We start from the raw sequence: 18452 nt of genomic DNA on the forward strand, positions 1-18452 counted from the left end.
CTCTTGAAAATATACCCTGTTGAAGCCCTGCATATCCAGTTCCGAATCAATGTGATTTTTACGACAAAAAACGACGACGAAACATCAATTGATAAAAAAGTAATCCGACACGCTGTACTCCGGCTCTGGCCCGTGGGCGACCGCGACGCCGCCCCCACCCTCCGGAGCAAGTGGTGCGATCCTCTCTCCCCCCTCAAGCACCGCATACGCCCGCACCATTACGGTCCCTTCAGGCAGCCAGGCCGTGGGGAGAAAGAGTTCCCAATACTCCTCACGGGTCGTGGAAACGCCAACGATCCTGTTGCCGACAACGATTAGCACAGGCACCCCGGATTGATCACGAGTCACGACACCCTGCAACAGCAAGCCCTTCACCTGGCCCTGCGCACCAATCATCTTCTCCACCACAGAGAAGGCACCACCCGCTTTATCTTCCTTGTCGTACTCGTCAAACCGCTTGATATCCCGGTAAAGGGAAAGCCGATCAGCCAACAGCATGGGCAGTTGTTTGAACAGGTAGGCCGTATCCGGAAAAATCGGGGCCAGATCACTATCGCTGGTCAGACTGAACAGCGCCTTGCGGGCCTTGGCAAACCGGGGTTCACGATTGCGAATCACAATAAAGGACAGGAGCGTGGACAGGAGAAACACTCCGGCGCAAAAGACCAGGAAATTCCGCCCAAGGATCAACCGATGGGTTGTTTTGTCCCTTTTCCAGGCCAACAGGAATAGCACGAACAAGGCCATCCAATAAGGTGTGGCGTAGGAGGCATAACGGCTCTCCAAGGCCTGGGCCAGGCCAAAGCCACTTCTTGCAAGGGCGGTAACTCCGGCGGAAAACAGCGTGAAGAGCATGACACAGGACCAGGGCATGGCCGCCCGCCACTGATCGCGATCATCGCAGCGCAACAGATCCCACAACAGCCGACCCAGCAGGCAAAGGGAGCAGGCTCCGATCGCCACCGCCAACGGCATCAGATTTTTGTCGCTGGACACGGCGCTGCCGAGATAGGCCATGAAATACCCGGCCATCCGGAAAGGCGCGGCCAGATCACCGGACAGGGACGGATGCTGGGGGGGGAATTGGAAGGAATAAAAATACAGGAACCAGACTAGGGCCGTAAGACCGCCCCATATGGACAATGTCCTAACGACATTACCCGATTTGCGGGCCTGCATATAAAGAAGCGGTGCCAGACAGAACCAGTAGAACAAGCCGTTGGCAAAACTGAAGGAGGGCAAAATGCCGACAACGGCGAGCGCCGACAGACGCAACAGTGACGGAGGGCCTCCGGCAGCGATAAGCACTCCCAGCCAGATACCCAACGGCAGGATCAGGACGGAACTGTTGGCCCCGAAGGTGAAGGCCTCCCATTGCAAAAGCGAGAAGCTCAGCATAGAAAAAATCAAGGCGACAAAGGGCGTAATCCGTTGTCGAAAAGTCCGGCCGTACAAAACGACCGCTGCCCAGAAAGAGCCTGCGGCCAACAGAAAATTCACTCCGTACTCGGCAAACCGGTTCAGCTTGAAAAGCGGCATAAGCAGCAGCCCGAACACGCGCGCAGCCATGTTGCGCTGCTCATTCTGCTGAGCGGCCAGATCGGCTAAGCCGAACGTCCCCGCCTTGATCTTGTGCAGCAGCTCCCCCCAGATCACCCACTCATCCCATTGCAGCACGTCCACTGCATACACGGCCACCACGGCAATCAGCAGTAGCGGCGGGACGATCCAGGCCCAGACTGGGCATTTTTCAGGGACCAATCGCATTACCTGGACTCCATATCCTGTCGCAGGCCGCTCAGGGTTCGCCCTTTAACCACCACATACCGTTTCAGCCAAACCACGAACGTACGCAGCTTTTCCAGGAAGTTCCGGACCGACTGCTCGGTCGGGAAATGGGGGCTTGCGCCCGGCAACAATTCCGAAGAATGAAAAAACAGATTCAGGACTTCTCCGTGGCGATGGGCGTGCAACCGAACCGCCTGCCGCATGCTCCAGGCGGGGAACCAGACGGGCTGGATACCGAGAGCCCCAAAGCTGGAAAAACGTCGGGTAACGGATTTCCCCATGTTCACGGCAAGACGTCCAAATGCAGGCACTATCGGCAGGACCGTCAGCGGCACCTCCAGCACCGAGTGCTCCTCATCCAGCCAAAAGGGCTCGGCAGGCGCGTTGAACCACGTTGTTCCGGCCGGGGTATGCTTGAGCGGTGCCACGCTGGCATCAACCAGCAGGCCCGAGGCCAGCACGGCCCGACGGACGCTTTCCGAAAAATCCCATCGCCCCATGCGGAAGGAGCGGGGCCGTCCCCCCACGCACGCCTCAACGGCCTCCAGGACATTCCCCAGCTTGGCCGAAAGCAGCTCAGGCGGCATGGCCGTGGAATCCAGCGGGTCGCCGTCCCCGAACGGGGGCGTGTTCCATGGATGCAGGTGCACGCCGATCTCCGCGCCCAGGTCATCCTTCCAATGCCGCAGGACCGTAGCGCAGGCACCGCTTGATGCAACGGCATGATCGACCAGCAGTGTCAGGGGGAGATCAAAATCCCTTGTCAGCCATTCCAGCTTTTCCAACAGCGCAACGTTGGAAACCGTGGCCCCGCTTCGCGGGTATGCCCCCCCGAAGAGTCCTTCTTCTTCAACGTCGATGGTAATGGCCAGCTTCAAAATTTCACCCATGCCATACGGCTGTTGTCAAAATATGCTGTTGCAAAAACAACATATTAACCTAGTAGTTGCAAGTCACGTCCTGCTGCCCTAAAGTAAAACGCCTTTTATCTGTATTCAATGCCAACTGATGGAAAATAAAACGATATTCCCGAGGATTCATGAGTAAACGCAGCCAAATTTCGCCGGCAGTCATAACCAAGCTCTTCCTCCGTCACGCCCGGCATCCGTGGATTGCCAAAAAACTGGTCGCATTGCAGGCCGACAAGTGGCTGTTCAACCTCACCCACTCACGGCTTGATGAGGGGTATGCCAAAAAGATCCACCAGTTCAGTGTCCGCATCACCGACGTGTGCAATCTGCGCTGCGTCATGTGCGGTCAGTGGGGCGAAAACGGATTCCTTCGCGGCAAGAAGCTGAGCGACCTCAAGAAGGCCGAGGTCTCCCCTGCACGGTATATCGAACTTCTGGACGACATGGTAGCTAACGGCCATCACCCCAACGTGTACCTCTGGGGCGGGGAACCCATGCTCTACGACGGCACCCTGGACATTATCGGACACGCCTCCCGGCTCGGCCTGCCGCCGTCCATTGCCACCAACGGCACCAAGCTGCAAAAGGGCATCGACTGTTTCACGGACTCGCCGCTCTACCTGCTCCAGGTGTCCATCGACGGCCATAACGCCGAGCTGCACAACGGCATCCGACGCCCGGGCAACCTCGATGTATTCGGGGCCATCATGGACGGCCTGTCCGACATGCGGGACGCCAGGGAACGCAAAAAAAACGACCTGCCCTTCATCGCCTCCCTGACCACCATCTCCCGTGATAATCACGACCATCTTCTGGACATTTATGAAAATATTTCCCCGATGGTCGACTTTCTGGTCTTTTATCCCTCCTGGTGGATCGATGAACCGAGCGCCAATGCCCATGCTGTGGACTTCGAGCGTCGCTTCGGCCAGAAACCAACCCTGCACCGGGGCTGGATCGGCGGCTGGAAGCCCGACAATTACGCGCTCATCGAATCCCAGATGCAGGCCATCAGACGGCGCTCGGCCCGGCTCGGCACCCCACCCGCCGTGTTCATCCCCAACATCTCCGGCGTTGACAATCTCCGGGAATACTACACCAACCACAGAAACAGCTTCGGCTTTGACCAATGTATCTCCATCCATCAGGTGGTGGAAATCGACAGCAATGGAGACATGTCCCCCTGCCGGGACTATCATGATTATGTCGTCGGCAACGTCAAGGAGCATACAGTCACCGAACTGTGGAACTCGGACCGGTTCCGCACATTCCGGCAAAGTCTGCATAGGGATGGACTCATGCCGGTCTGCAGCCGCTGCTGCGGGCTGATGGGCTATTAAATCGGGGGGGATATGGGCCTGCCGGAGATCAGCGTCGTCTTCGTCCTCCAGGATCTAGAATTCGGAGGCACCCAACGCCAGACCCTGGAACTGCTACGCCGCCTGGACCGCAGCCAGTTCACTCCCGAGCTGTGGATACTCAGGGACGGCGGCGACTTTCTGCAGAACGTCCGCACATTGGGTATTCCCAGCCACGTCCTGTCCTCCTGTCTGGCCGTGAACCCGACAAGCCTCCTCAATCTCTGGAGACGGCTACGGCGAACGCGCCCGGACATCCTCATCCCCATGACCGTCGTGCCCAACATCTGGTGTCGGCTGCTTGGAAGGCTGGCCGGTTGCCCGGTCATTCTCGGCACCTGCCGGGGCGGCGGCTCCGTCAAGCGGCAGCATGAAAAAAGGCTTTGGCGGCTGGCCCATCACCATGCCTGCAACGCGGAAGCCCTCTGCAAAGGGCTCGCGGCCCTCGGCACGCCGAGCCATCGCCTCACCCTCATTGAAAACGGCATTGACGTGGCGCAGTGGGACGCCGGACCACGAAGCGATATCGGGAAACGGCTGCTGGCCGTGGGCAGGCTGCATGAGGACAAGGACCATGAAACCCTGCTGCACGCCATGGCGCTGTTGCCCGAACACCACGCGGACGCCAGGCTGACCATTGTGGGCGATGGCCCCCTGCAGCACGAATTGCAGACGACCGCAGGACGCCTGGGACTGGACGACCGCGTCCGATTTGAACCGGCCCGACACGATCTGCTGCCCTATTACGCGCAAAGCACCCTGCTCGTTCACCCTTCCCGGCGGGAGGCCCTGCCCAACAGCATCATGGAGGGAGCAGCGGCCGGACTGCCGGTCATCGCTACGGACGTGGGCGGCGTATCCCGATTGGTTGTGGAGGGCAAAACAGGCCTTCTCGTCGAGCCGGGTGATGCGAAAGAACTGGCACAAGCGATCTGTACCCTGCTTGATGCGCCTGAAAGGGCACACGACATGGGCAGCCAGGGCAAACAACACATGCAACAGCATTTTAGCATGGATGCCATGGTCCAGAACTACGAAACCCTGCTGCATGATTTGGCTGCAGTCCTAAGGAGTTAAGCCCATGGCCAGGATCATCTATGGCGTCATGGGCGACTCCGGCGGCCACATTAACCGCTCCCTGGCCGTTGCTCGGGAAATGGACGAGCACGAATTCCTGTTCGTCGGCGGAGGCCGGGTACTGGAGGCAGAAAGGCACGGCTACCGATACTCCAGCCTGCCCATGATCTCCACAGTGCTGCGGGACAACCGTGTCCACGTGACGGGAACCGTCGCCAACTTCGGGCACATCATCCTTGGATATCAAAAAATTGTGGCCGGGCTCTGCCGACAGATAGAGGAATTCAAGCCGGATCTGGCCATCACCGACTACGAATTTTTCCTGCCCAAAGCGGCCAGGCAATGCGGCCTGCACTGCATCAGCCTGGACCACCAACACAGCATCACCAACACCGTGCACACACCGCCCTCCGAGCAGACCGTCAGCCGCCTGATAACCACCGGCATCATCAAGGCGCTCTTCAGTTGCGCCGACAAATACGTGGTCAGTTCGTTCTTCTCCCTGCCGGGCAAGGACAACACCACGGTCGTGCCGCCAATCCTGCATAGGGACGTTCTGGAGGTTGCGCCGTCAGAGGGCAGCCATGTGCTGGTCTACATGCGCAGCGGCGTGGGAAAAAACCTGCTCCAGGGGCTCCAGTCAACAGGCAGGACATGCCGCATCTACGGCACCCAGGAGACGGGCAGCCAAGGCGACCTGCACTTCATGCCCCCCTCCCGGGAAGGCTTCCTCACCGACCTGGCCGCCAGCGCCTACGTCATCTGCAACGGCGGCCACACCTTGACCAGCGAAGCCCTGCACCTGGGCAAACCCGTGCTCGCCCTGCCAACGGAATTATTCTATGAACAATTCCTCAATGCGCATTTTCTAAAAAAACTCGGATATGGCGATTTCACTAATGCCCATGAGGAAAACAATGTGGCCTTATGTCACTTCGATAAGCATCACAACAAACACAGAAAAATATTGGCCGAAAAGAATTTTTTCGGCAATACGGTGATAGCCGATACCATCAGATCACTTGCGGATTCATACTAACTCGCTTGGCCTTCAGAGAAAGCTTGGAGCCACTTATGGTCGTCAGGATCCCGGCCGCGGAGTTCTTGCCCAATGCCTTTCCGACAAATCTTCTTCCCTTGTAGTGACTAGCATGGACATTCATCCCATTGACCTCGCCCAAGAAGTGATAGAGGTCTTTTGATCCCATGAATCCAAAAACTTCAGCGTAGCCTGACACTTTCCGACCTTTCTGCTCGACATGGATAACAATATCCGCAATGAGATATCGAGTCTGCCAAATGCCGGTAAAATCGAAATTTTTCATTGTTACCTCCGCCTGCTACCGTTTATGCTGTTCCGGGCAAGTAAAGAATCACAACTTGCCAAGGGGGTAATATACGGAATAATGTCTATCAACGGTCAATACCATATTGTTATACTGAGGATACTAAAAAATCCGCCAACAACAATCAAGCCACGTACAACCAACACACAAGCCGACCAGATGAGCAACACGCCCGATCCCCAGACACGACCTTTCAACTCCAAGCACCCAAAAAGGCGCCAATGGACTGAACAGAGGCCGACCAAGCCTGAAACCGGTTTTGCCCCGGGCCTGAAAGCGTATTACGTTTGCTCCATAACTCTGATTGTTTTTCTGTTGCTCCCGGCCATCGGCCATTGCGCTGCAACCATCACCGACATGAACCAGACCTTCATAACGACCAGCGACGACAGCCGTATGCTGATCGTCACGTGTACTGTCCAAACGGACAAGGCGACAGAAAGTCCGGCGCTCCAAGTCAAGGTGTTTGACGACACAGGGAAAACACTTTCGAAGCATACAAGCTATGGTGGAAGATATTACGACAAGGCGGTCCTCTCCCAGCTGAGCCTCCTTGCCGCTACCGCTGCCGTTTGCTCCCCAATCCCCAAACCGGTCAAGCCGAACACCAAGAGGATTTATCAAATCCTCTTGCCCTATCCGAGGGAGTATACAATAAAGCTGGATGTCTCATTACTCACCGAGGCCAAACCAACTCCTGCCCCTCCTCTTGCTCCACCCGCACCCAATGCAGGATCGGGCTCAATACATACCGACGGACTTTACCTGCAAAAAGCCTTTGCCCCGTTCACTGTGGATGAAAGTGTCGACACGCTCTTCCGAGAGTATCCTGAAGACGTTCTTGCCACCTCCCAGCCGCAGACTTACGAACCAGAGGAGCGCCACTCGCCTGCACCTGTACCGCAGCCTGGAACAGGCAGTCGCTTTGAAGAAGCAGATAATCTACTGGAAGGATATGGCATTGTCCCTTATTGGGAGCTGGTAGCCTTTGGCTGGAGCATTGAGAAAACCAATAAAGAACTTGCGAAACATGCGCTTACTTCGTATAAAAACAATTCTTTAGTCGTCACCGCTTGCACGGAAAATATTTGCGACTACAGACTGAAAGATAAGTTGAAAAATTCCAAATCAATAGGATTCCTGTTTCTGAATAAAAAGCTCCATGCCATGACTGTCGACATTTCCACTCGGGACATGGTTAGGCGCAGAAGCCTGCTGCAAGCGTTAGCAACTTTATATGGCGGCACTATTTGGAGCCGAACTCGTGGTCCTGAAATGGGCAATGATGTCAGCCGACTTGAATATATGGCCGAGACTTCCGGTTTTACGATGAAAACCGCAGGCAACAAATTGCGCATCATTTCAACCGGCACAAATAAAAATTAATCGATTTTAACATATCCGGGCACTAATGACCTCCCTGCTATATCTTACGAACATTCCACAGGCATCCACAGAGGCCCCCATCAGCGACTCTGCGTTTATTCTGGACCAATCTTTCCTTGCCCCCGCTGCGGTTCAAGCATCGCGCCTTCATGAAGCGACCGAGGTATACCTCCGTTCAACGCAACTTTTGGCTCCGGAATTCGAAAGTGCGGCAAAGGCCTTGGAGGGCTCCCGCGTATGGGTTGAAATTCTGCCGTCCGAATTGCTGGATGTTCAAGAGACTCTTTCGAGCCTGCAAAAATTTTCCGCAATGGCCATCGTCCCGGTTACCGGGAACCATGCGTTTGCCAAGACATGGCTTGAGGCCAATCCGGAGGGATCTATCGCTTTGAAGGGAGTGGAGTCTTCCGGCCTAGTCAGTGCAGACTCCATCCAGGTCCTGTATTCCGCCGTGGGAAAAGAGGCCGGAGGCGCTTCCATCTATGTCTGGGGAGGGCTGGGCACCTCCGAAGCAGCTGCGGCATTCATCGGCTCGGGCGCAGCCGGTGTTGTTTTCGAAAGCGTACATTGGCTGAACAGCGTCATGGGCCTGACCGACGTTGGAAAAGACAAAATTCGAAAACTCCGCTATGATTCGACCACCGTTGTCGGCACTTCCACTGGTATGCCCTGGCGTTTTTTCGACAAGGGCAATTCCAAAGCCGTCCGCCAATTGACCAAAACAGTCGATTGCCTGGGCGACAAAAAACCGGAAGAGGCTGGCAGGCAATTGGCCCTTGAGGTCATGGGCCAAGCCGTGGAGCCTCTGTCCAGCGATTTTTCCGCCGCAGAACTCATACCGCTCGGGCCCGAGGCCGCCTTTGCCAGCAGCTTTGAAAAAAAGTACGGCTCGTCCATGTCCGCCTTTACGAAATTTGCAGCGGATATCCGTAGCCTGCTTGAAAGCTCTCCCCAAAGATTGAAACGCTTTGACGCAAGCCCGGCGGCAGCGTCGCTTGGCGTCAATTATCCAATCATCCAGGGCGGGATGACCTGGATCACCGACAATTTCGCATTTGCTCGCGAAGTGGAACGCGCCGGGGCACTGCCGACCATCACCTTGGGGATGCGCAACACCAGGAATCTGGAGCAGGATTTCGGAGCAATCCATGAAGAGATGGGAGACCGCCCATATGCGATCAACGCCCTCCTGCTGGACGAAAACCCATTTCGTGACGAGCAGCTTGCCTGGATTGAAAAGATCAGACCGCCCTTCGTCACGATAGCCGCCGGAGATCCGGCATTCGTCAAACAGTTCGCCAAGCTCGATATCCGCGTCATCTACCTTGCCGCAACTGTCGACCTGCTGAAACTCGCCGTAAAGGCGGGCGCTGACTTCGTGGTTCTCGAGGGCAACGAAGCCGGGGGCCATGTCGGCGAAAATTCGACGCTCTCCCTCGCCCAAGCCGCTTCGGTCCTTCGCCAGGAAATGCCTGACTTTTTCGCCAAGACTAAAATTATCATAGCCGGTGGCATTTACGACAGAAAGACGGCCTATCGCGCCGCAATGCTCGGAGCCGACGGCGTGCAGATGGGCACGGCCTACCTCGCCACTCGCGAAATTATTGAAACCGGAGCCCTGCGCCAACAATACCAAAAGCTCATTGTGGAAGCCAAACCGGGTGGCACCGTCTTGTCTGGGGAGAGTATCGGTCTTCGGGTGCGTTCTCTCAAGACTCCAAAACTCAATGACATCTGCACCATGGAACGCGATCTCGTCGCCAAGTCCGTGGAAGAGTCCGAACGCCGCATGGCACTCGAAAAGGTGAGTGTAGGCACCCTGTTCGTTGCCGCCAGAGGGATCAATCGGGAGGATGGCACCCCCTTGAGTGACGAGTACTGCCTGCGTGAAGGCCAATTCATGAGCGGCGCCGTTTCTGGCAATATTTCAAGCTCCATGACCCTTGATGATCTGCATTCGAAAGTGGCGTCAGGCCCCATGCTGATACATGGCCTCCCGAAAAGCGAAATGGCGACTGCCACAGGGGCTGGCTCAGGGCACGAACGCATCGCGATAACCGGCATGGCTGCGGTCAATTCCCTGGGCAACAACTATCAGGATATTTTCGAGGCTTCCGTCAACCTCAAAAGTGGTGTCAGCACGATTCCCGCCAAACGCTGGGACCACTCCAAGCACATGAAGCCCGGTGCCCGGATGCCCAACGTGTATACCAATGTCGGCGCATTCATTGACATCGAAATTACCCGCAAGGACATCAATGTCTCCCCGCAGGATTTCCGGACCATGGCCGAATCCACTCGCCTGACGCTCCTTCTGGCGAAACAGGCCCTGGAAGAATCCGGCCTGTTGAACTCGGACATTGAGAAATCGAGAATCGCTGTCATCACGTCGCAAAACTCCGCTGAAACGGCGAGCACTTTCAAGGACCAGCTCATCCACGTATATGCCGAGGAAATCGTCGACAACCTGGCCAAGTCGATTCCCATGACGGCCGAACAGCGGACGGCAGCCATCAACGACATGCGGGACATTGGAACGAGGCCGGATGACACGACACTCATAGGACGCCTCAACTGTACCGCCGCTGGCTACATTTGCAACCAATACGCACTCAATGGCCCAAGCTATTCTGTCGGAGCCGCCTGTGCATCAAGCCTCATTGCACTGCACTGCGCTTTGATGCTGCTCCGCCAGGGCATCATTGATGCGGCCGTCATCGGTGGAGGCGAAGAAATACTCACCCCCGGCCACTATTATGAATTTTGCGCCATAGGCTCTCTGGCAGGTATGTCGGGTGTCAAACGGACACCAGCGGAATGTAGCCGCCCCTTTGACAAAAACAGGGACGGCTTCGTTCTCGGCGAAGGCGGCTCCATGGTGGTCATAGAACGGGAGTCCGTAGCCCGGGCCAGAGGGGCCAAAAGCCACGCCTACATCACGGGTATAGGTGCCTGTACCAACCATGAAGGCATTGTCGAATCCATATCAGCCTCCCAGCAGATCGCCCTGAACGCTTCATTCGCAGATGTCCCGTATGGACCGGATGAAGTTGACCTGATCGAGTGTCACGGCACCAGCACCAATCAGGGAGACCGGGAGGAGATACGTGCTCTGGCCGCCGTCTTCCCCCAAAACGGCAAAACGGTTCTTTCTTCGTTCAAGTCTCAAATCGGTCACACCCTGGGCGCCTCAGGCATCACCAGTCTCATTCGAGGCGTCAACGCCATGAAGCACGGCGTACTTCCCGCCAGCTTAAACCATGACACACCAGACCCTGAAATCGGCATTAAAAACACGGGGCTCAGAATATTGTCCAAGCCCGAGCCATGGCCCTCTCCCGAGGGGCGCCCCCGCCGCTTACAGGTCAACGCATTCGGTTTCGGCGGTGCGAGTCTTGTTGTCCATCTGGAAGGCACTGAGGCTGACAGGGATCGTGTCTGGAGCGGTGAGGGGTGGGAGCCTGTCCAAAAGGCCGCGGCACCGAAAGGCGGACTCGTGGCCTATCCGATCAGGGGTGCTTTCGGATCAGCGCGTGTTGCTACCGCGCAAGCCTCCCGGACTGAGGTGGAATCCCTGCTCGCCGGACTGAAGGGCAAGGATGCAATTTCAAATAGATTTTTGAGAAAGCTGGCGAGCAACGACGTCTTCGTCGGACAGGAAACGTCCGGTAAGGGCCTGGCCTGGGTGTTCTCCGGCCAGGGGGGCTGGTACATCGGTATGGGCAAGGAGCTGTATTCCACAGTTCCCGGCGTCCGGGAGACCCTGGATTTCCTGAACGGGCATGCCGACTTCGATCTTCTTGACCTTATGTTCGAGGCTGCCCCGGAGAAATTGCAGAAGACCAGATGGCAGCAGCCCGCGCTGTTCGCCTTGGAATACGCCATAGCCAAACACCTGGTGGATTCCGGTATGCGCCCGGATGCGGTAGCAGGCCACAGCCTCGGCGAATTCACCGCCCTGTGCGTTGCCGGCGTGCTTTCTGCCGAAGACGCATTCACCCTCGTATGCAATCGCGGCCGCATCATGGACGAGGCAGCTGAGGCAGCCGACGATCCCGGCGGCATGGTGGCCACCAATACCCCACTGGACATCCTCACCAGAAAACTGAAGCGTTTCCCGAACGCAATCATCACCAACTACAATTCACCCGGCCAGACCGTACTCGGAGGCCCTGCCGACCTGCTTGACGATCTGGTGATCGAGCTCAAAGATCAGGGCTTCCTTGCAATACGGCTCAAAGTCAGCATGGCTTTTCACTCCAGCATCATGGCCGGTGTCCGTGACGCATTCCGGTCCGTGCTCAACAACGTCACTTTCAATGCACCGGCTATTCCCGTGGCCTCCAACGTGACCGGCGAAATCCATGAGAACTCACCGGAGGCCATCAAGAACACCATGGTCGAACACCTGGAGAGTCCTGTTCTCTGGACGCAGAACACCTACACACTCTGGGAAGGGCTACAAATCCGTTCCTTCCTCGAAATAGGCCCCTCGGACACGTTGTGCACATTTATCGGAGACATCCTGCCCAAGGCGGAATGCCGGGCCACCTGCAGGGAAGCCCACGAACGGAACCAACTTCTGAACAGCTCGGCATGGCTGTGTGCCAAAGGCTACGGGAACATCACGGACGGACCGGTCATTGACCTCAACGAAACAGCAAGCCCGGCCCCCATCGCCAAGCCGGCAGCCAAGGCCTCGGCAAGCGGCGGTTCCATCCTCGAACAGGTCATTCAGATCATCATGGACTCCACAGGCTATGAGCGCGATGAGATCGAACCGTCCATGAATATCCGCCAGGACCTCAATATTCGTTCCAGCCGACTGCCGGTGATCATGGACGAGGCGGAACATATCTTTGATATTGAAATTCGCATTGAAGATTTCATCGGAGTTGAAACAATCAACGATCTGGCTACCCGCATTGCGGAAATCAAAGGTGTCGACATCAACGCCGATACCGCGCCTGCGGCTGCGAGCACGAGCGGCAAAAAGGACGTCCTTGAACAGGTCATTCAGATCATCATGGACTCCACAGGCTATGAGCGCGACGAGATCGAACCGTCCATGAATATCCGCCAGGACCTCAACATCCGTTCCAGCCGACTGCCGGTGATCATGGACGAGGCGGAAAAGACCTTTGATATTGAAATTTGCATTGAAGATTTCATCGGAGTTGAAACAATCAACGACCTGGCTACCCGCATCGCGGAAATCAAAGGTGTCGACATCAACGCCGATGCCGCGCCTGCAGCTGCGAGCACGAGCGGCAAAAAGGACGTCCTCGAACAGGTCATTCAGATCATCATGGACTCCACCGGTTATGAGCGCGACGAGATCGAACCGTCCATGAATATCCGCCAGGACCTCAACATCCGTTCCAGCCGACTGCCGGTGATCATGGACGAGGCGGAAAAGACCTTTGATATTGAAATTTGCATTGAAGATTTCATCGGAGTTGAAACAATCAACGACCTGGCCAGCAAAATCTCGGAGCTCAAGGGTGGAGCACCTGTCACAGCAAAAACGTCGGCAAAAAGCGGAGCTGCCGATCCAGCAAAAACGGCAGCCGAGCCCGAGGCCGCCAAAGCCCCATTGCCGGTTCTGCGTTATGATTTTGCCGAAAGTGTTGCCGACGCCCCTGCCGGTCCGCCCGCCTATACAGTAGGCGGAAACGCGATTGTCGTAGCAACCCTTGGAGGGTCCAGCCTGTCCGACGCGACACTGGCATGGGTTGCCGACAAGCTGCAAAGCGACGTCGTCACGGCGGACCTGACTGAAGAAATTCCAGTTAAAACCCTTGCCAAGTGTCAGGGACTCATCCTGCTCCTTGACGAGGCGGAAAACCGAGACAGCACCCAAACCATAGAAATTCTGTCGCAAATATTCCCTGCCATGAAAGCCTTTGCCGCCAACAGAACAAAGCAGTTCTGCATCGCCATGGGCAAAGCTCCGAAAGGCGTTGCCCTTAGCGAGGTCGGCGAAGGCGTACTCGGCATCCTCCTTGCCGCGGCCATGGAATACACATCCACGGTCTTCCGTTACGCTGCCGTTGAGCATGGAATCGGTATTGCCGACGTCCTTGATCGCTGCGTGTCCAGCAAAGAGCGAACTGTGGACCTCGTTTTCAGGAATCAGGGCGTCATGACCCGGACAGCGCAGCCCGTCGCCTTCAAGACTGGAGAGCAAAAAAACAGAATCAAGCCCGACGATGTGGTGGTCATTACCGGCGGAGGCAAGGGAGTTACGGCTGCCGTGGCTGAATCCGTGGCCGCTCTGGACGTGAAGCTGGCGCTGCTTGGCAGAAGTCCTGAAACAGCGCCAGACACGGCATCGACCATCAGCAATCTGAAAGGACTCGGTTGCCAGGTAATGTACCATTCCTGCGACATCGCCGACGCCAAAGCCGTGGAAAAGGCCGTCAACTCCATCGCCGCCGAATATGGTCGAGTGGACGCGGTCATACACGGAGCGGGCCTTCTCAAAGACAGCTTCCTGCAACTCATGGAACCTGAAGATTTCAAGCTTGTCCTCAATGTCAAATTGCAGGGAATGAGGAACGTGGTCGAAGCCGCATCCAGGCACGGTCTGGAGTTCGCGGCCGCCTTCTCTTCCGTGGCAGCTTGGCATGGCAACGTCGGACAGGCGAACTATTGCGCGGCCAACCGGGCCATGGCCGCCTACCTGAATTCCCTTACCGACCGAGGCATCGCCGGGAAGGCACTCTGGCTGCCGCCCGTGGACGGCATCGGCATGGCCAATGACCCCGAAGTCAAAAAGCTTCTGGCCATGAAGAGCATGGGACAAGCCTATGTTCCCATCGCCTCCCTGTCAAAGCTCATCCGCCTTGAAATCGCCACGGAAACGTCCGGATGGACCATGCTCTCCCGCCCGGTCAAGGACCCGGCCAGCGGCAAGCGTTTCCCCGCCGGACCTGAACAAGATGCATTAGGCCTTGCCGTTGGCGATCTGCCCATGATCGATACAGTCTCCGAACTGATTCTCGAAATACCCGAGATCCGAATCAAGCGGGCCGTTTCCCACGCACGGGACCCCTGGCTGCCGAACCACAAGCCGTATCCGATGCTGAAATACCCACTCTTCTCGGCTGTCATGGCTGTGGAAAGTTTCCTGGAAACCGCCAAGGCGCTCTATCCAGAGTTCACTCCGACCGGCGTCAGGAACGTTCGCTTTTTGGATATGATCCCTTGCGCTGAAGCAACGACACGCGAACTGAGCGTCGTTGCCCGTGGAAGCAGCACCAGCATCGGCAAAACTCTGGTCTCGACCTCGCTTGCCTGCCGCGACATGTCACCCAAAGGCCGACAGCTGGATCGCTGGAACGACTGCTATACCGCAGAGGTCGCCATGGCGGCGGCCTCAACGCCAAAGCTCAAGAATCCGATCATGGAAGGGACTGCCCCCCTGCCATCCGCATCGCTTTCTCCTTCCGAAATCACTGATGTATATGCGAAATACACGGCCCAACTCAATAGGTATCAGGTTATCAAAGAGATCACCGGTGCCGACGAGCACGGGGTCACAGGCGTCAGCATCTATGGTGAGGAAAAAGACTTTTCCGCAAAACGCGCGTCATATCAGTATTCGCCCTATCTGCTGGAAGCCTTGATGCAGTTAGTCCTGTTCCAGCCCCTGGCAATAGGTGGGGAACTCTCTCCCTTCCTCCCGGTGGGTATAGGCGAAATGCAGTTTTCCCGGCGGTGCGAACCAGGAGAGACCGTGATGCTTAAGGCGCGACTGCGCAAATCCGTTGAAGGCGGCTCCTCTTGGGACGGCGTGGCCCTGGACGATGAGGGCAATGTGCTCATGATCGTTGAAGGCCTCTTCATGAAACGCATACCGAACTAGGCGCCTTTCGCATGATTCTCTTCTGCAATGGTATGAGAATCGCCGTTCATCAAGCTTCAGTCGGCACTGATCGACATGCGCTTATTGAAGCCTCCTGCCACGATTTGACATTTGATGCGCAAGGCTTCTCGCTCGTGCGAGGGAAGCTGGGCGCACCGAAATTAATCGGGAAAACACCTCCACCAGCCATCTCGTTCACCACTTCCGGTGAAACGCTGTGGTGCGCCGTATCCTTGAGCCGGGGGCTCGGCATCGACGTGGCCTGCCCTGAAGAATTCATGCAGCCATATCCGGTACCACGTGTCTTTGATCCAACCGAAATAAAACTCACCGAAACGTTTGTCCACGATCCGTTGTCGCGCCTTGCCCTGCTGTGGAGTCTCAAGGAAGCAGTGGCCAAGGCCTTGGGGACGGGGTTTAATACCGTCGACCCCGGAGAGTTGACGGCAACCGCTCTGTATGAGAAAGACGACAAGCTCAGCGGGACTATAGCGACGCCCAAGGGGGAACTCCCGATTGTAGCGGTACCGGTGAACAATTGCTGGCTGGCCCTTGCACAACAATAAGAAAGCCGAAGAGATACATGTCTAAATTCAAAATAATTCCAGTCCGTTCTTCCGGGGAGATAAAGCAGTTTGTCGATCTGCCCTGGACAATATACAAAGACTCCCCCAACTGGGTGCCACCGATCAAGAAAAACGTTATGCAGCTGTTGACTCCGGGCAAACACCCCTTCTGGGAATTCGCCAACCGCGAACTCTTTCTTCTTAAACAGGGTCGGAAGGTTATTGGTCGGATCGCCGCCATCGTTGATGACAATTACAACAAGTATCACCATGAGAAAGCCGGGGGCTGGGGCTTTTTCGAATGTATTGACGATCAGGAAGCTGCCAACATGCTTTTTGACGCAGCCGAGGTATGGCTTCGTGAGGCGGGCATGGAATACATGCACGGGCCGTTCAATCCATCCACCAACTATGAGGTCGCCATGCTCATCAAGGGCGGGCAAGTTCCGCCGGTGCTCATGATGACCTACAACCCAGATTATTATCCGGCGTTGGTGGAAGCCTCGGGCCAAACCAAGGAAAAGGACCTTTTCGCTTTCAAGTTCAACCGGGGCCACCAGTTGCCCGAGTGGGTGACCAAGATTGCAAACCGGTTGGTGGACAAGGGAGAAGTCACCATACGCCATCTGGACATGAAAAAACTGAATGAGGAAGTGGTCCTCATGAATACGCTGTACCGGGCTGCTTGGGCAGACAACTGGGCCTTTGTCCCGGCCACGGATGCTGAAATCGCCATCCAGGCCCATGAACTCAAAGACATCATCGAGCCCCGTCTGGCCTTTTTCCTCTACCATGGCGATGAACCCATTGGCGTCGGCGTCATCCTCCCGGACGCCAACCCGCTCCTCAAGGAATTCAACGGAAAGCTCGGCGTCACCGCCCTCTACAAACTGCTGCGCCACAAATCCAAAATCATCGGCACGCGCTGTATCATTTTCGGCGTCAAGCCCAAGTACCACCAGACAGGCGTGCCGCTTGTCGCCCTGGATTACATCATGAAGATGAGCGAGGAATTCCCCCAATACAAACACATCGAAATGAGCTGGACCCTGGAGGACAACGCAGGTATCAACGACTTGCTGGAGGATTTTGGGGGCGACCTCTACAAAAAATATCGTATTTATCGCAAGGATTTCTAGGACATCACCATGCGCGTTTTGGTTACGGGTGCAGCAGGCTTCGTCGGTAGCCATTTGGCAGAGGCGCTTGCAGCCGACGGCCATGACGTAACCTGCCTGCTTCGCCCAAACAGCAATCCACGTTGGCTGGCCAACTCATCGTTGTCCTTTGTCGATTGCGGCATGGATTCACCAAAGGCCATGGCCGGGCCCGTCGGCAACAGCGACATGATCTTTCATGTGGCCGGTGTAACCAAGGCCAGCACCCCGCAAGGCTATTTTAACGGCAATGTCAACATCACCCGCAATCTCGTGAAAGCCGTCAAGACTCACGGTCATCGGGTCAAGGCGGTAATCGGCGTTTCAAGCCAAGCGGCAGCAGGCCCGCATCCAGGGCCGGAGGGGCTGGACGAGATCGCAACGCCCGCCCCTGTTTCCTACTATGGGAAAGCGAAACTGCAATCAGAACAAGCACTCATGGAGCTCGCCGACTTGACTGCGGTGGGCATCGTCAGGCCATCCATGGTCTATGGCCCAAGGGACTATGCTTTTCTCCCTCTATATTCAGGGGCCAGACTCGGTCTTTTCCCTGTCCCCGGTAGCCGCAAGACACTCATGAGCATCATTCACGTCAACGATCTGGTCCGGGGCATCGTTTCCCTGGGGAACAGCCTGCTGGACGGGGATGTCGATTCGGGCAATGTCTATTTCCTCTCTGGCCAGACCGCATCCTGGTCGGGAATCGGCAAGGCTATCGGAGACGTCGTCGGGCGCGGGCAGATGCTATTCCCCATCCCGCTTTTCGCCATCGGCGCGGTAGCCATGGTCAATGGCGTGCTGGCCCGTCTCGGATTGCCGACCAACCATCTGCTGCCGGACAAATGGCGGGAAGCCAAACAGTCGGGATGGGTATGCACCCATGGCCGCGCCAATGCGGATTTCGGGTATTCCCCCCAAATCAGCCTTGAAGAAGGGATGCGCGGTACCATCCAATGGTGCCGGGAAAACGGCTTGTTGTAAGACGACAGCCCC

The 18452-nt window shown here is 56.4% G+C and carries 11 protein-coding genes; 8 read left to right on the forward strand and 3 right to left on the reverse strand.

The window, feature by feature from the left end; genetic code table 11:
- Nucleotides 1-84: 84 nt before the first annotated feature.
- Together V8V93_RS16500 and V8V93_RS16505 are read right to left on the reverse strand one after the other, a co-directional pair.
- A complete protein-coding gene (locus V8V93_RS16500; protein WP_338667710.1) occupies nt 85-1767 on the reverse strand; it encodes a hypothetical protein in 1683 nt (560 codons plus the stop codon).
- Nucleotides 1767-2678: a hypothetical protein gene (locus tag V8V93_RS16505; RefSeq protein WP_338667711.1), complete on the reverse strand. Its 912-nt coding sequence runs from the start codon at nt 2676-2678 to the stop codon at nt 1767-1769. Before V8V93_RS16505 ends, V8V93_RS16500 begins: the two co-directional genes overlap by 1 nt.
- A gap of 149 nt (nt 2679-2827) precedes the next feature.
- Between V8V93_RS16505 and V8V93_RS16510 the strand changes: the two genes are divergently transcribed.
- From V8V93_RS16510 to V8V93_RS16520, 3 genes are read left to right on the forward strand one after another with little or no spacing between them, the layout of a single operon-like run.
- Entirely contained in the window at nt 2828-4039 is a 1212-nt protein-coding gene (locus V8V93_RS16510; RefSeq protein ID WP_338667712.1) for a radical SAM protein, read from the forward strand.
- A gap of 12 nt (nt 4040-4051) precedes the next feature.
- Nucleotides 4052-5134, forward strand: a complete 1083-nt coding sequence (locus V8V93_RS16515) for a glycosyltransferase (RefSeq protein WP_338667713.1) — start codon at nt 4052-4054, stop codon at nt 5132-5134.
- A 4-nt stretch (nt 5135-5138) separates the two neighbouring features.
- Nucleotides 5139-6173: a glycosyltransferase family protein gene (locus tag V8V93_RS16520; RefSeq protein WP_338667714.1), complete on the forward strand. Its 1035-nt coding sequence runs from the start codon at nt 5139-5141 to the stop codon at nt 6171-6173.
- Here the strand turns inward: V8V93_RS16520 and V8V93_RS16525 are convergent.
- Nucleotides 6148-6459 (reverse strand): hypothetical protein, encoded by a 312-nt coding sequence (locus V8V93_RS16525; RefSeq protein WP_338667715.1) that lies wholly within the window; start codon nt 6457-6459, stop codon nt 6148-6150. The two genes, V8V93_RS16520 and V8V93_RS16525, sit on opposite strands and share 26 nt — an antisense overlap.
- An 81-nt stretch (nt 6460-6540) precedes the next feature.
- On the opposite strand from V8V93_RS16525, the gene V8V93_RS16530 reads away from it, so the two are divergent.
- The 5 genes from V8V93_RS16530 to V8V93_RS16550 are packed head-to-tail and all read left to right on the forward strand — an operon-like array spanning nt 6541 to nt 18440.
- The gene (locus V8V93_RS16530; RefSeq protein WP_338667716.1) at nt 6541-7866 is read left to right on the forward strand and encodes a hypothetical protein; all 1326 of its coding nucleotides are present in this window, start codon (nt 6541-6543) and stop codon (nt 7864-7866) included.
- 25 nt (nt 7867-7891) lie between these two features.
- Nucleotides 7892-15736 (forward strand): SDR family NAD(P)-dependent oxidoreductase, encoded by a 7845-nt coding sequence (locus V8V93_RS16535; protein ID WP_338667717.1) that lies wholly within the window; start codon nt 7892-7894, stop codon nt 15734-15736.
- Nucleotides 15737-15747: 11 nt separating this feature from the next.
- The gene (locus tag V8V93_RS16540) at nt 15748-16302 is read left to right on the forward strand and encodes a 4'-phosphopantetheinyl transferase family protein (protein WP_338667718.1); all 555 of its coding nucleotides are present in this window, start codon (nt 15748-15750) and stop codon (nt 16300-16302) included.
- 17 nt (nt 16303-16319) lie between these two features.
- A complete protein-coding gene (locus tag V8V93_RS16545) occupies nt 16320-17441 on the forward strand; it encodes a hypothetical protein (protein WP_338667719.1) in 1122 nt (373 codons plus the stop codon).
- Nucleotides 17442-17450: 9 nt separating this feature from the next.
- Nucleotides 17451-18440: an NAD-dependent epimerase/dehydratase family protein gene (locus V8V93_RS16550; RefSeq protein WP_338667720.1), complete on the forward strand. Its 990-nt coding sequence runs from the start codon at nt 17451-17453 to the stop codon at nt 18438-18440.
- Nucleotides 18441-18452: the final 12 nt, after the last annotated feature.

It is taken from the genome of Pseudodesulfovibrio sp. 5S69, assembly GCF_037094465.1.
Classification (GTDB): domain Bacteria; phylum Desulfobacterota; class Desulfovibrionia; order Desulfovibrionales; family Desulfovibrionaceae; genus Pseudodesulfovibrio; species Pseudodesulfovibrio methanolicus.